Annotated in this window: 11 protein-coding genes; 6 read left to right on the top strand and 5 right to left on the bottom strand. The window is 64.7% G+C overall.

Features of this window, described 5'->3' with window-relative positions; all coding sequences use genetic code 11:
- The first annotated feature begins 1 nt into the window (after nt 1).
- From ABWP22_RS14245 to ABWP22_RS14230, 3 genes are all read left to right on the top strand, one after another.
- Nucleotides 2–2,587 (top strand): MSCRAMM family protein, encoded by a 2,586-nt coding sequence (locus ABWP22_RS14245; RefSeq protein WP_353200647.1) that lies wholly within the window; start codon nt 2–4, stop codon nt 2,585–2,587.
- A gap of 82 nt (nt 2,588–2,669) precedes the next feature.
- The gene (locus tag ABWP22_RS14235; RefSeq protein ID WP_502951133.1) at nt 2,670–3,638 is read left to right on the top strand and encodes an SDR family oxidoreductase; all 969 of its coding nucleotides are present in this window, start codon (nt 2,670–2,672) and stop codon (nt 3,636–3,638) included.
- A 339-nt stretch (nt 3,639–3,977) separates the two neighbouring features.
- A complete protein-coding gene (locus tag ABWP22_RS14230; protein ID WP_353200646.1) occupies nt 3,978–5,696 on the top strand; it encodes an FAD-dependent oxidoreductase in 1,719 nt (572 codons plus the stop codon).
- A 102-nt stretch (nt 5,697–5,798) separates the two neighbouring features.
- On the opposite strand, the gene ABWP22_RS14225 is transcribed toward ABWP22_RS14230, so the two are convergent.
- From ABWP22_RS14225 to ABWP22_RS14210, 4 genes are all read right to left on the bottom strand, one after another.
- A complete protein-coding gene (locus ABWP22_RS14225; RefSeq protein WP_353200645.1) occupies nt 5,799–6,143 on the bottom strand; it encodes an EthD family reductase in 345 nt (114 codons plus the stop codon).
- A gap of 191 nt (nt 6,144–6,334) precedes the next feature.
- On the bottom strand, nt 6,335–6,808 hold the full coding sequence (locus ABWP22_RS14220) for a DUF427 domain-containing protein (RefSeq protein WP_353200644.1): 474 nt from the start codon (nt 6,806–6,808) through the stop codon (nt 6,335–6,337).
- 16 nt (nt 6,809–6,824) lie between these two features.
- The gene (locus ABWP22_RS14215; RefSeq protein WP_353200643.1) at nt 6,825–7,475 is read right to left on the bottom strand and encodes a class I SAM-dependent methyltransferase; all 651 of its coding nucleotides are present in this window, start codon (nt 7,473–7,475) and stop codon (nt 6,825–6,827) included.
- 159 nt (nt 7,476–7,634) lie between these two features.
- Complete coding sequence (locus ABWP22_RS14210; protein WP_353200642.1) at nt 7,635–8,936, bottom strand: Hsp70 family protein; 1,302 nt, start codon at nt 8,934–8,936, stop codon at nt 7,635–7,637.
- Between the two features lie 195 nt (nt 8,937–9,131).
- Here ABWP22_RS14210 and ABWP22_RS14205 point away from each other — a divergent pair, with 195 nt between their 5' ends.
- Nucleotides 9,132–9,470: an HNH endonuclease gene (locus ABWP22_RS14205; RefSeq protein ID WP_353200641.1), complete on the top strand. Its 339-nt coding sequence runs from the start codon at nt 9,132–9,134 to the stop codon at nt 9,468–9,470.
- Nucleotides 9,471–9,650: 180 nt separating this feature from the next.
- Here the strand turns inward: ABWP22_RS14205 and ABWP22_RS14200 are convergent, their stop codons facing one another.
- The gene (locus tag ABWP22_RS14200) at nt 9,651–10,025 is read right to left on the bottom strand and encodes a winged helix-turn-helix transcriptional regulator (protein WP_353200640.1); all 375 of its coding nucleotides are present in this window, start codon (nt 10,023–10,025) and stop codon (nt 9,651–9,653) included.
- Nucleotides 10,026–10,152: 127 nt separating this feature from the next.
- Between ABWP22_RS14200 and ABWP22_RS14195 the strand changes: the two genes are divergently transcribed.
- Together ABWP22_RS14195 and ABWP22_RS14190 are read left to right on the top strand one after the other, a co-directional pair.
- Entirely contained in the window at nt 10,153–11,016 is an 864-nt protein-coding gene (locus ABWP22_RS14195; protein WP_353200639.1) for an SDR family oxidoreductase, read from the top strand.
- 121 nt (nt 11,017–11,137) lie between these two features.
- On the top strand, nt 11,138–12,286 hold the full coding sequence (locus ABWP22_RS14190; RefSeq protein WP_353200638.1) for a LysR family transcriptional regulator: 1,149 nt from the start codon (nt 11,138–11,140) through the stop codon (nt 12,284–12,286).
- The last annotated feature ends 17 nt before the right edge of the window (nt 12,287–12,303 follow it).

The following is a 12,303-nucleotide window of genomic DNA, read 5'->3' as shown; positions in this document are numbered from 1 at the left end:
CATGGCCCGCCATCACCTGCCGACCGGCCGGTGCTGGCTGGCCCTGGCGCTTGCCATTCTGTTTCTAGCCAGCCCGGCCCACGCTGCGCCAGAACCGCCCGGCCTGTTTGATCAGATCTTCGGCACCGATCCGGCCAATCCGAAAACCGGCAAGGCCAGCGATGGCCTGATCCTGCCGTCGCTGATGGTCGGCGGCAAGCGCGTCGCCGAAGCCTTGCCGATGCGTGATCTGGGGCCGGACGGCGGGCAGTGTCTGGCGCTTGCCGCTTTCCTCGATGCGCTGGAGCTGGCGCATGACGATGCGGGCGATGGCAGCATCACAGTCACCCTGCCGCAGCCGCAGCGCCGGATCACCATCCCGGCCAGTGCCCTGCTGCCGGGCCCCGGCGGCGCCTGCCTCGCCATGGCCGATCTGCCGCGCCACCTGCCCATGCGGCTGATGTTCGATGGCGTCACCCAATCATTGGCGCTGATCACCGACACGGTGCTGCCCGTGCTGATGCGGCTGGAGCGTGCCGAACGTCAGGCGCGTCTGCATCCCGAAACCGCGCGCCCGGCCTTCGCGCTGCTGCCTCGCCCACGCGCGCATTTTGCGCTGTGGAGCGCCGATGTTGCGCTCGCCCTGCAAGGCCAGGCCGGCATCGGTGATGCCAACGCCAATGTGCTGGCCAGCGGCGCACTGTTCGGCCTGGCCGCCCGTGCCGGCCTGTCGATCGCCAATCGCGGCGTGCCGTCGCTCGGCCTCACCCTGTCCGAAGCGCGCGACACGCCCGATCTGCTCGGCCCACTGCATGCGCGCAGCCTGCAGTTCGGCGATGTCGCCAGCCCCGCCCAGCCACTGATCGCGCAAAGCCTGGCCGGGCGCGGCCTTGTCCTCTCGTCCCGCCCCGGCTGGCGCGCCGATCTGGTCGATGAAATCACGCTGTCAGGGCCATTGCCTCCCGGCTGGGAAGCCGAACTGTGGAACGAAGGCCGGCTCGTCGCCGTCACGCGGGACGCCGATGCCAGCGGCAATTTCCGCTTTGCCGGCGTGCCGCTGCGCCTTGGCGACAATGTCTGGCAGGTGCGGTTGTTCGGCCCGCATGGTGAGGCCACCATCCAGGAATTCAACCGCCTGATCGGCACCGAAATGAATGCCGAGAATGAAATCGATTACGCCATCGGCTTCGTCGATGGCGGCACGCCGTTGATTGCGGGCCAGGCGACGGCATTGCCCACCGGCATGGCCGGCTTTGCCACCATCGGCTGGGGTGTCAGCCGGGCGCTGACGGCCCGGTTCGATGTCCGCGCCACCGCAAATGACAACCCGGCCCTGGCGCTTGGCCTGAATGGCACACTGGCCGGCGGGCTGTTTGCCGCCACGCTGGCGCGCGATGCCAGCGGCGCGCCCGCCGGCGCCGCCCGATTGGCCCGGCGCGTCGGCAGCACCGATCTGATCCTCGATCTGGCCAGCCACGGCCGCGCTGCCGGCCCATCGGTGCCAGTCTTGTCGCGGCAGTTCTCCAGCCTTGCGGCGCTCAAGGCGCGCGGCCAGCTTGCACTCGGCCGCTACAGCCTGCCCTGGCAGATTGGTGTGCAATCGGGGGCCTTGCGGGCGGGCGGCACCGCCAGCGATCTGGCCGCCCGCCTTGCCGTGCCCATGGGCCGCTGGCAGGCGTCGGCGGCGCTGGGGCTCAGCCAGCGCGCCGGCACCTTGCAGGGCAGGGCCACAGTCGCCACCAGCGCCAGCCTTGGCCGCTGGCGGCTGCGCGCCGGCATCGATGCCGCGAAGGCCGCCCGTTGGCAGTTGTCCGGCACCGGCCTGAGCGCCACGCGCAGCAGCAGCCGCGGCAGCCTCGCCATCGATGTCGATTGGCAAGCCTCCAGCGGCCGGTTCGGTGCCGGCGTCAGCTTCAATCGCCGGCTTGGGCCCTTCAATCTGTCTGCCAGCGCCGGGCAAGGCGCGTCAGGCTGGCGCGCCGGGCTGGGGCTCAGCGTCGGTCTGTTCAACGCTGGAAACCGCTGGCAGACGGCGGCCACCGGGCTCACCCGTTCCGGTGCCGTGCTGGCGGACATGTTCATGGATGATGATGGCAATGGCCACCATGATCACGGCGAAGCCGCAATTGCCGGCGGCCGGGTCATCGTCGACAATGCGCTGCGCGCGGATTCGACCGGCAGCGACGGCCGCCTGCTGATCGGTGGCCTGATGCCCGGCCCGGCGCTCGATATCGAAACCCAGCTCTCCTCCCTGCCCGATTTCGCCTTGCGCCCGGCCGTGCCCGGCAATCGGCTTGCGCTTCGTCCCGGCGAAGTGCGCCCGCTGCCCATCCCGATCCACCCCACCGGCAGCATCGAAGCCCGCGTGCAGCTCGCCGCCGGCGATGCCCGCACGCCGCTCGCCGGCATCACCATCACCCTGCTCGATGCCCAGGGCCACGAGGCCGCCCGCGCGCTCACCGATTTCGATGGCTATGTGTTGTTCGAAGGGCTGGCATTCGGCACCTGGACGGTGGCCGCCGGCGAACATGTCTCGCCCGGCCTGTCCCTGTCGCGCACGGAACGAGACCGGCAAACCAGCATCCTGATTCCGCCTCGGGGGACATGACCGGCGGCGGCGCGCTGGCGGCCAACACCCGTGGCGCGCCGTGAAGTCCGGAGCGGATCCGTCCTTGAACGCCCGCGGGTTCATGAGCCTGGCTGACGCGGTGACAAGCTGCAAAGCGTGGCGTAAAGACGGCAACAAGGAGCGATCTCACGGCGCGATCGGCAACAAGCCGCCGATAACGCTGCAGAAGCGGCCAGGGGCAAACGGCCAACCCCTACGCGCCGGGGCTGGCGAACAGCCCGCAAAGCGGTTCAGGAATGGGGAGCAGTTCACCATGGCGCTTACCGATCATGTGCCCAATCTCCTGAACGGAGACGTGGCCGTGGTGACCGGATCAGGTCAGGGCAATGGCCGAGCCATTGCGCGCGGGCTGGCGAAGTCCGGCGCATTCATCTGGGTTGGGGATATCGATCTGGCCATGGCGCAGGAAACGGTGGCGTTGATCGAGCAGGATGGCGGCCGCGGTGCAGCGCTTGCCTGGGACATCAGAGATCCCGATCAATCAACCGAGGCGGCAAGATCAATCCGGGCGGCAGGAGCAGCCGTGTCCATCCTGGTGAACAATGCCGGGATCGAAGCGCGCGGCAGTTCAGGCGAGGACAATTATCAGCAAGTCTGGGCCAAGGTGCTGGATGTCAACCTCAACGGCACGATGCGGGTAACCGAGGCGCTGGTCGACCAACTGGCCGAGCGACGGGGCCGCATCATCAACATTGCTTCTGTCCAGGCGTTTGTGGCCTTGCAGGCGCATGCGTCGGCCTATGCCGTATCGAAGGGTGCGCTGGTGCAATATACACGTTCGCTTGCCATCGAGCTTGCGCCGTCAGGCATCCGGGTCAATGCGATTGCGCCGGGGTTTTTTGAAACTCGCATGACAGCCGGCTCTCGGTCGAATCCGGAAGCGATGTCGAAATTTCTGGCGCGTATTCCCGAGCAGCGGTTTGGTGATCCGGCGGAGCTGGCAGGTCCGGTGCTGTTTCTGGCATCGGCCCTTTCCAGCTACATGACAGGTGCGGTCATCGCCGTGGACGGCGGACTGCTGGCAAATTGAGGACGCAATGCCGCCGGTGCCGCCATTGGCAATGAAATGCGGGCCGATCCCGGAGCCGCTCTGTTTGGTGAACCGGCTTCTCGGTCGGTTTGGAGCAGGGTCGTCCCTGCGGAATGAAAGGCCTGTTCCGCCAGCAGCTTGTGGAACGGACGTCGGCAAGCGCTTAGGAGGCACTCGCGGCGCACCATCGGGCGGCTTTGGCATGGCTTGAGTTTCTGCGCGCTCAGTCTATCCCTGATGCCTTCTGGCTTGGTTTCAGGGTGACCGCTGTCGACGAAGGGCCGCAGGCCGCAAGACCCGGCGCTCCGAACCTGCTCTCTGGGGATCGACTGAACTGCCATGGACAAGGCGTTTGATGTCATAGTCGTGGGTTCGGGCGCGGGCGGACTGGCTGCGGCTGCAACCGCAGCGCTCCTTGGTGCTCGCGTCGTGGTGCTTGAAAAGGCGGGCCAGATCGGGGGGACCACGGCCACGTCAGGCGGAGAAATCTGGATCCCCCGCAGCCATCAGGCAATTGCAGCAGGCCTTGTCGACGATGCCGATGCGGTCGAAACCTATATACGCGCCGTGGCCAAATGCGGCTTTGATGCGGCGCGCACCCGCCGTTTCATCGAGGTCGCGCCCAATGCGCTGGCCTTCTTCGAACAGCGGACACATGTTCGCTACGCGCTGATGCCGGGCTCGCCGGATTATCATTCGGATCAGCCGGGCGCATGTTCGGGCGGACGATCGTTGGCAGCCGAGCCTTTCGATGGGCGCCAACTCGGCAAGACATTCAACCTCGTGCGCAAGCCGCTCGAAAATGCCATGATCGTCGGCGGAACATCGGTTTGCACGCGGCTCGATATGCCCAGGCTGCTCCGGGCCGGCAGCCGGCCGCAGGACGCCCTGTATGCGGCAAGGCTGGTCGCGCGCAGTTGGCAAGACCGGTTGGCGGGGTTCAGCCGCGGCACCCGCATGACCAATGGCAATGCTCTCGTGGGACGACTGCTGCTGACCTTGCTGGAAGCCGGCGTGGAGATCCGGCTCAACCATGAAGTGACCGGTCTTTGCGTGGTCAATGGCCGGGTGGAAGGCGTGGACGTGCGCAATGCGGCGCAGGTGACAAGCCTTCGCGCGTCACGGGGTGTGGTGCTGGCAGCGGGCGGCTTTTCCCATAGCAGTGCGTGGAAGACACGGTTGTTTCCCCATGTTTCGCAGGGCCAGCAGCATGTTTCATTGCCCCCCCAGAGCAATACAGGCGATTCCATCGCGATTGCGCAGACGGCTGGAGCGGGCAGTCTGCGCAATCCGGACCAGCCGGCAGCATGGACCCCTGTTTCCAATGTTCCAGTCGGCCAAGGCCGCACGGCCCCGTGGCCTCATTTTGGCGACAAGGGCAAGCCTGGGGTGATTGCCGTGGATTGGCAGGGCCGGCGCTTTGTCAATGAGGCGGACTCGTACCACGCCTTTGTGCTGGCGCTGCTCGCGCAAAGCGATGCGGGGCGGGCTGCTGAAGCCTGGCTGATTGCCGATCACAGGGCCTTGCGGGCCTATGGCCTGGGCGCTGTCCGGCCGCATCCTTGGCCCGTGCGAAAACATCTGCGGTCCGGCTATCTGTTGAAGGGCGAAACGATTGCCGCGCTTGCGGGCCGGACAGGGCTGAATGCAGACACGCTCGAACGCACGGTTGCCGAATTCAATCGGCACGCTGCGGAAGGCCGCGATCCGCTGTTCGGACGCGGGGAAAGCCTGTTCAATCGCCGCAGCGGCGACGCTGCAAGGGCTCCGAACCCGTCTCTGGCGCCCCTGATCAAAGCACCATTCTATGCGCTGCGGGTTCTGCCTGGCGACATCGGAACCTTTGCGGGACTGCCGACCGACGAACATGCCCGCGTGCTGGGCGTGACCGGCGTGCCGATCGATGGGCTCTACGCGGTCGGCAACGATGCGGCGACGCTGTTTGGCGGGGACTATCCCGCTGCCGGGATCACTTTGGGCCCGGCCTTGACGTTCGGTCACATCGCCGCCCGACACGCCCTCGGGGCCGGCTGGCCGGCGAACACGGACTGGACCTGACCCGCAATCAGGCAATCATGAACGTCCCTCGGGCTGAAGCATGGCCTGCCCGGCGCGAGCCGGGCAGGCCATATGGCGGCGCTGGCCAAGGCCGCGCGAGCCTTACGCCGGATGGACGACCGGGATTTCGATTTCCCGCACGATCAGACGTTCCAGCCGTGAAACATGGGCCAGTGTGTCCTGCCGCACGCTGCCGGCCACGGGGCGGCTGTAGGCCGCATTGAGATCGTCTTCATTGGCAAACCACTGCTCGGCCACACCATCCCAATCCGTGTCGCATGCAGGCTTGCCTGCAAGCAGGTCGGGCTTTTGTGCAATGTTGACAACATAGCGCACCAGCCGCGGCGCTGCGGCTGCAAGGGGCGCGTGGCTTTCAAGCCACCAACGCTGAAACTCGGCATCGCTGAGATGATCAGCCTTGCGCAAAAGCCACACGATCTTGACCATTTTCCACCCCTGTTCAGGTTGCTTGCCCCGATACGATCACGATGATTTGAATGCAATCATCCCCTTTCTCGCGACCATCGGCACCCCGAACCCGGCAAGAAACTGACATTATGCCCGGACACGAAACCGGAGGACCCTCAGCGCTGGAAAATTCCCATAGGGGCTGGATGAGGAATTGGGGAGCATGTCGGCTACCAGTGATTTGTCCCCGGCGCGCCCTTGATCCGGCCGACCAGATTGGGGGTGACCCAGCCGCCGTAGAAATCGCCCGGTTGCGGGATCACGCGCGTGTCGCCCACCCAGGCTTCGTCGATCAGCCCGGCATAAAAGGCGATATGGCCCGCCAGCCCCGCAAAGCGCGCTGTGGGCCGATCATAGCTCCAGGCGGCGCGCCGGGCGATGACAGCGCCAGCGATCACATCGAAATAGCGGGCATGGCCCTTCCATTCGCAGAAGCTGCTGCCTGCCACAGCGCGCAGATCAGCCCGCACGGCGCTGCGCGGCAGATAATAGCTTGGTGCATGATGGGTTTCGAGCACCCGCAGCGCTGCGATCGTATCGGCCACAAGCACGCCCGCGTGACGGACAATGATCCGTTGCGGCACCGGCTCCAGGGCCGGCGGCCGCGGATAGGATTGCACGTCTTCCTGCACGAGCCCGGTCACAGCATCCTCCGTTGGTTCAGGCGTGGCCGGTGACCGCAACCAAAGGATCGCCGGCGCGGCCATCGGCCAGCAGATCGACCCGCACCGCGCCAAAGCCGGCGCGTTCCAGATACAGCTTCACCAGCGCGGCATGGCCGTTGATATCGAGCGCCCGCCAGATCGCCACCGCCTTGGTCGGGAAGCAGCGGTTCGAAAAGCTGACGATGAACGGCGCGCCCGGCACCAGCAGCCGGCGGACGTCGGCAAACACCGCGCCTGGCCGCTGCAGATATTGCACGCCGACGCAGCACAGCGCCGCGTCGAATGATGCTGTGTCAAGCGGGAGCGCCGGCGTCTGGTTTAGATTCTGGACGAACCACTGCGTCAATTGTGGATTGGCAGCGAGTTCCTCTTCATTCATGCCATGGCCGACAACGCCGGCAAGGCGGCAATCGGCCGGCAGGTGACTGACCCAACTCGACATCAGATCGAGCACATGGCCACCGTCCGGCAGCATGTGTCGATAGAAATTGGTCAGCGCCGCCATCGCCGCATCGTCAATATGGGTCACCAGCCGCGGCGGGGCATAAAATGCCCGATCATCCTCCGGGTCCTGCTTTGCGAACGCACCGGCTGGCAGTTCGGGAAACAGCGCCTGTTCCGGCCCGGATGCTGCTGCGCCTGTCATCAGTTGAACCTCGCATCTTCTGTGATGATCTTCTGTGCAGCGATCGATGGCAGCAGGCCTCGCAACCCTGCAGGTCATAGTCAATGTGCCATGATGGCGTTGTGCCGGATCGCATCACGGCCAGCGCCGCGATGATTGGCGTTCGCCTCAGGTCCCCGCTCAGGCCGCCCATTCTGCGACATCATCGCGCCCGCCGATCAGCGCCAGGCCATGCGCGATCGATGTGAGCTCGCCGCCAACCGCGACGCGATCGGCACCGAAACGTCTGGCGAAGATATTGTGCACCGCGGGAATGAGGGAGGAACCGCCCGTCATGAAAACACGGTCGATATCGGCGCTGCCGACACCAGATGCCGATATGGCGGCATCAACGGTGGCCTCGATCCGGGCAAGATCGTCCGCAATCCAGGTTTCAAACATTGCCCGCGTCACCTCGGCCTCGATCTGGAGCCCGGCGCCTGAAAACCGGAAGGTCGCGCGGTCATGATCCGACAAGCTGCGCTTGACCCGCCCAATGGCATCGTAAAGCGGATAGCCGAGTTCGTTATCGATCACCGCGATCAGCCGAGCAATGGCGGCCGGGTCAGCGGCCTGTCGCTCCAGGCGTCGCAGTTCATCCAGCGTCCGGCGATTGCGCATCAAGGCAAGCCGTGACCAGTTGCTGAAATCGGCGAAATAGCGCCCCGGGATGATCAGGGACTTGTCGAATGACCGGTAGGCAGACCCTTTGCCGAGCAGCGGCAAGACGAGGTGATCGAGCAGCCGGAAATCAAAGTCATCGCCGGCAATGCCGATGCCGGCGTGCCCCAGTGCCGTGAAGCGCTGGGCAGCGCCGGGCGCCTTCATGTGGACCACCGAAAAATCGCTGGTACCGCCGCCAAAATCGGCCACCAGCACGGTCGCCGCGTCGGTCAGGCGGGCTGCATAGCTGAAGGCTGCCGCCAGCGGTTCATAGACATAGAAGATTTCGGCGCCGAAGCCTTCGAACATCAGATCATAGCGTTCCCTGGCAAGCTTCGGATCGGGATTGCTGCCGGCATAAGCCACAGGGCGACCGACGATGATGCGGCTGTTCCGGTCGTTGAGTTCACCCCCGGACCGCTTGGCCAATCCCGCCAGGAAGGCCTTGCCCATCGCTTCGAACGTGTAACGCTGTTCAAAGATGACCGCCCGCTCGAAATTGCTGCTGGCGGCGACGGATTTGAACGACTGGATGAAGCGGCAGCCGTGCGGCGAGGCGAGATATTCCGCAATCGCCCATGGCCCGGCCTCGACGGCAACGCCCTTGAATGCGCTGTCATCCTCCCAGAAGGAAAGCGCCGACCGGAAGACGCTGGTCGCTGCTGCGGGCCCTGAAAAGTCGATCAGACGGGCCGCGTCGCCGGGATGGGAGACGGCAGCAACCGTATTTGTGGTCCCGAAATCCAGTCCGACGGTTCGATGTGATGACGCTGTTCGCATATGGATCCCGATGCGCCCGTCGGGCGGGACCGGGCCTATGCCTGCAAAGTTGGTGGAATGCCAAGCCTGTCGCACTTCCACGCCAGCCCAGGGCGGGCGCGAAGTCATTTTCCACGCGGCTGCAGATATTGGCAGGCGCGCAGTTGGATTCGTATATAGGCTGGCAACGCAAATCTTGGAAACTCAGGCAGACGCATGGCCCGCAGAAACGCGAGAAACGATCCCTATGGTGACCTGCATCGCCAGGAGGAGGCTCCGGCGCCGGCAGTGATCTGCTGGCTGTGCGGGCGGCCGACCGGAACGACCACCATCTTGCACCATCCCGTGCCGAAGAGCCGGGGCGGTCGCGATACGGTGCCCATGCACCCGATCTGCCAGCAAATGCTGATCGCCAATTTCACCAATTCCGAATTGCAGCGTCACGGGATGAATGTGGAGGGATTGCTGGCCGATCCCGGCGTTCGCAAATTCGTGGATTGGGTGGCGAACAAGGACCCGGATTTCACCGCGACCATGACCAAGAAGCAGCGGTAGCCGATCCGGCGAGACGGGATGCGCCGTGGCTCTTGCGGGCCGAAGAATGCGCGATATCGGACAGGCGGGTCGTTGCCAAAGGCGAGGTGATCCTTCGCTTTGACCCCGGCCGGTCGACATGTTCACCGGCTTCACCTGAGCGGCGTCGGCGCGTGCTATCCGATCCCGATCAGATCGCAATCAGGCTTGCCGGGCGCTGTCATATAGTCTGTGGGCTTCGGCGACAGCAGCGCGGTTGAGCGCAGCCCAATCCACCAGCGCCAGGAGCGGATCCATCAACGACCGGCCGAGCGCCGTGAGCGCATATTCCACCGCAGGCGGCCGCGTGTCGAACAGCGTTCTTGTCAGCAAGCCATTTTGTTCAAGATCGCGCAGTCCCTGGGTCAGCATGCGCCGCGAGATGTCGGGAATGGCGCGCAGCAACATGTTGAACCGCTTTGGTTCCTGATGAACTTCCAGAAGGATGAGCACGGGCCATTTTGCGGCGACTTGATCCAAGATGCTGCGGATCGGGCAATTGTGCAGATCAAGGCCCATGGCCTGCCATTCAGCCATGCGGTTCCGGCGCACCAAGCCAGCAGGGTCTCCTTCCGGTAACCTTGTCACGAAAACCTGCCTCCTTTTCAAGCGCCAAAAGGTCTCTAATTGAGACTGCCTAACGCTCTACAAGGAGGAAACGGCCATGACCAGTTATCTTGTTACCGGTGCTTCGGGCCATTTTGGCCGGCTGGCCATCGCGCATCTGGCCCGGATCGTCGATCCAGCCGCGATCATCGCACTGGTGCGATCTGACGCGGCGGCGGCGGCCTATGCCCGAATTGGGATTACAACCCGTCGGGGTGATTATGATGACCGGGCGTCGCTGGTTGCGGCTTTTGCCGGCGTTGATCGCATGCTGTTCGTGTCATCATCCGCAGTCGGCAATCGCCTCACCCAGCACGAGAATGTCGTTGAGGCGGCAAAAGCGGCCAGCGTCGCCTTCATCGCCTATACGTCCCTGGTCAGCGCCGCAGCCAGGGCCATGGTCATAGGAGAGGAGCATGTGGCAACCGAAGCCATGCTTGCCCAAAGTGGCCTTGTGCACACGTTGATCCGCAACGGCTGGTACACGGAAAATTTCCTGGCGAACCTGCCCCAGGCGCTCGAAACTGGCCAGATCTTCGGTGCCTCAGGCCCGGGTCGTTTCTCGCCAGCCATGCGGGCCGAATATGCCGCCGTCGCCGCAATCGTGCTCAAGGGCGGGCATGATCGCAAAATCCTCGAGCTGGGCGGCGATGACAGCTTCAATATGGCTGAATTTGCCCAGACTTTGTCCGGCCTGAGCGGCAAAGCCATCAGCTTCGTCAACATTCCCCCGTCAGCCCTGGCCGATGGCATGGTGCGGGCCGGCCTGCCCGCACCGGTCGCTGCCATTCTGGCGGATGCAGATGCCAAAGCCGCTGACGGGCTGTTGTGCACGCCGGGCCAGTCTGTATCGCGAATTCTGGGCCACCCGACCCGGCCCTACGCCGATGTGCTGAAGTCCGCGCTCGCCGACCCAGCCTGACCAGTGCAGCGACCAGCCGTCCATCAATTTGCGCACCGTGGCCATACGCACCGCACCTAGCCCGTCTGCGTGACGTCAGCATTTTGCCCAAGCTATAAGACCATGCTAACTTTGTGCCGACATGTGGGACGAGTTGAACCTTCGCCATCTGCGCGCGGTGGCCGCCATCGTGCGATTGGGCAGCATTTCGGCCGCCACCAGGGCCGTGAGCATCTCCCAGCCCGCAATCACCCAGGGCCTTTCGAAGCTGGAAGGCCAATTGGGCATTGCCCTGTTCAACCGTCAACCCGAAGGGATGCAGCCCAGCGAGGCGGCCATGCTGCTGGCCCCGCGTATCGAGCGGGCATTGCATCATGTCGGCAGCCCGCGTGTCACCACCGCCCAGATGCGCGCCCTGTTGGCGTTGGCCGAAGCGGGCAGCTATGTCAGTGCCAGTGTGGCGACGGGTCTTTCCCAGCCGACATTGCACCGCGCTTTGGCCGATCTGTCGATTGCCCTGCGCCGCAAGCTGGTTGAACGGCGCGGCAAGGGGATCGGCTTCACCGATTCCGGTCAGTCGACCATCCGGGCGTTTCGATTGGCCCGGGCCGAACTGGCGGCGGGATTGGCGGAGATCGACCTGCTGAAAGGGCGCGAGGTTGGCCGGATCGCGATTGGCGCCATGCCCTTGCCGCGCGCGCGCCTGTTGCCCGCGGCGCTTGTCGCGTTTCATGCGCTTTATCCCGATTTCCGCGTGGTGATTGCGGAAGGATCATTTGCGGAACTGATCGAACCACTGCGCGACGGTGACCTTGATCTGATGCTGGGCGCCTTGCGCTTGCCCCCGCCGGGGGACGATGTTCAGCAGTTGCCGCTGTTTCTTGATCGTCCGGTCATCATCGGCCGCAAGGATCACCCGCTGGCAAACCGCCAGCCAAGCCTGGCCGAACTCGCCAGCTTTCCCTGGATTGTCTCGCCGCAGGGCACGCCGCTGCACGGGCAATGGCGCGCGATGTTCGATGCGGCCCGGATTCCCCTGCCGAAGGTGCCGATCGAGTGCGGATCAGTGCTTGCCATCCGCCAGATGCTGATCGCCAGCGATTTCCTGACGATGCTGTCGGCCGATCAGGTTGCCCTGGAACTGTCGGTCAATTGGCTGGTGCGCATTGCCGATGCGCCAGCCGGGCTTACCCGCAACATCGGCATGACCACACGGACCGGGTGGCGCCCCACCCCCTTGCAGGCCGCGTTCCTGGATCAGGTGCGGATCGCATCCAGCAAGATGGAATGAGAAAAATCTTATGGCTG

Source organism: Sandarakinorhabdus sp., from assembly GCF_040398665.1.
GTDB lineage: Bacteria > Pseudomonadota > Alphaproteobacteria > Sphingomonadales > Sphingomonadaceae > Sandarakinorhabdus.
The sequence above is the reverse complement of the archived record's forward strand: the minus strand, read 5'-3'. Positions and strand labels throughout refer to the sequence as shown.

Excerpts from the sequence above, each read along its gene's own strand:
- ABWP22_RS14245 (WP_353200647.1), top strand. The coding sequence starts at position 2 with ATGGCCCGCCATCACCTGCCGACCGGCCGGTGCTGGCTGGCCCTGGCG.
- ABWP22_RS14235 (WP_502951133.1), top strand. The coding sequence starts at position 2,670 with ATGAGCCTGGCTGACGCGGTGACAAGCTGCAAAGCGTGGCGTAAAGAC.
- ABWP22_RS14230 (WP_353200646.1), top strand. The coding sequence starts at position 3,978 with ATGGACAAGGCGTTTGATGTCATAGTCGTGGGTTCGGGCGCGGGCGGA.
- ABWP22_RS14225 (WP_353200645.1), bottom strand. The coding sequence starts at position 6,143 with ATGGTCAAGATCGTGTGGCTTTTGCGCAAGGCTGATCATCTCAGCGAT.
- ABWP22_RS14215 (WP_353200643.1), bottom strand. The coding sequence starts at position 7,475 with ATGACAGGCGCAGCAGCATCCGGGCCGGAACAGGCGCTGTTTCCCGAA.
- ABWP22_RS14210 (WP_353200642.1), bottom strand. The coding sequence starts at position 8,936 with ATGCGAACAGCGTCATCACATCGAACCGTCGGACTGGATTTCGGGACC.
- ABWP22_RS14205 (WP_353200641.1), top strand. The coding sequence starts at position 9,132 with ATGGCCCGCAGAAACGCGAGAAACGATCCCTATGGTGACCTGCATCGC.
- ABWP22_RS14200 (WP_353200640.1), bottom strand. The coding sequence starts at position 10,025 with ATGGCTGAATGGCAGGCCATGGGCCTTGATCTGCACAATTGCCCGATC.
- ABWP22_RS14195 (WP_353200639.1), top strand. The coding sequence starts at position 10,153 with ATGACCAGTTATCTTGTTACCGGTGCTTCGGGCCATTTTGGCCGGCTG.
- ABWP22_RS14190 (WP_353200638.1), top strand. The coding sequence starts at position 11,138 with ATGTGGGACGAGTTGAACCTTCGCCATCTGCGCGCGGTGGCCGCCATC.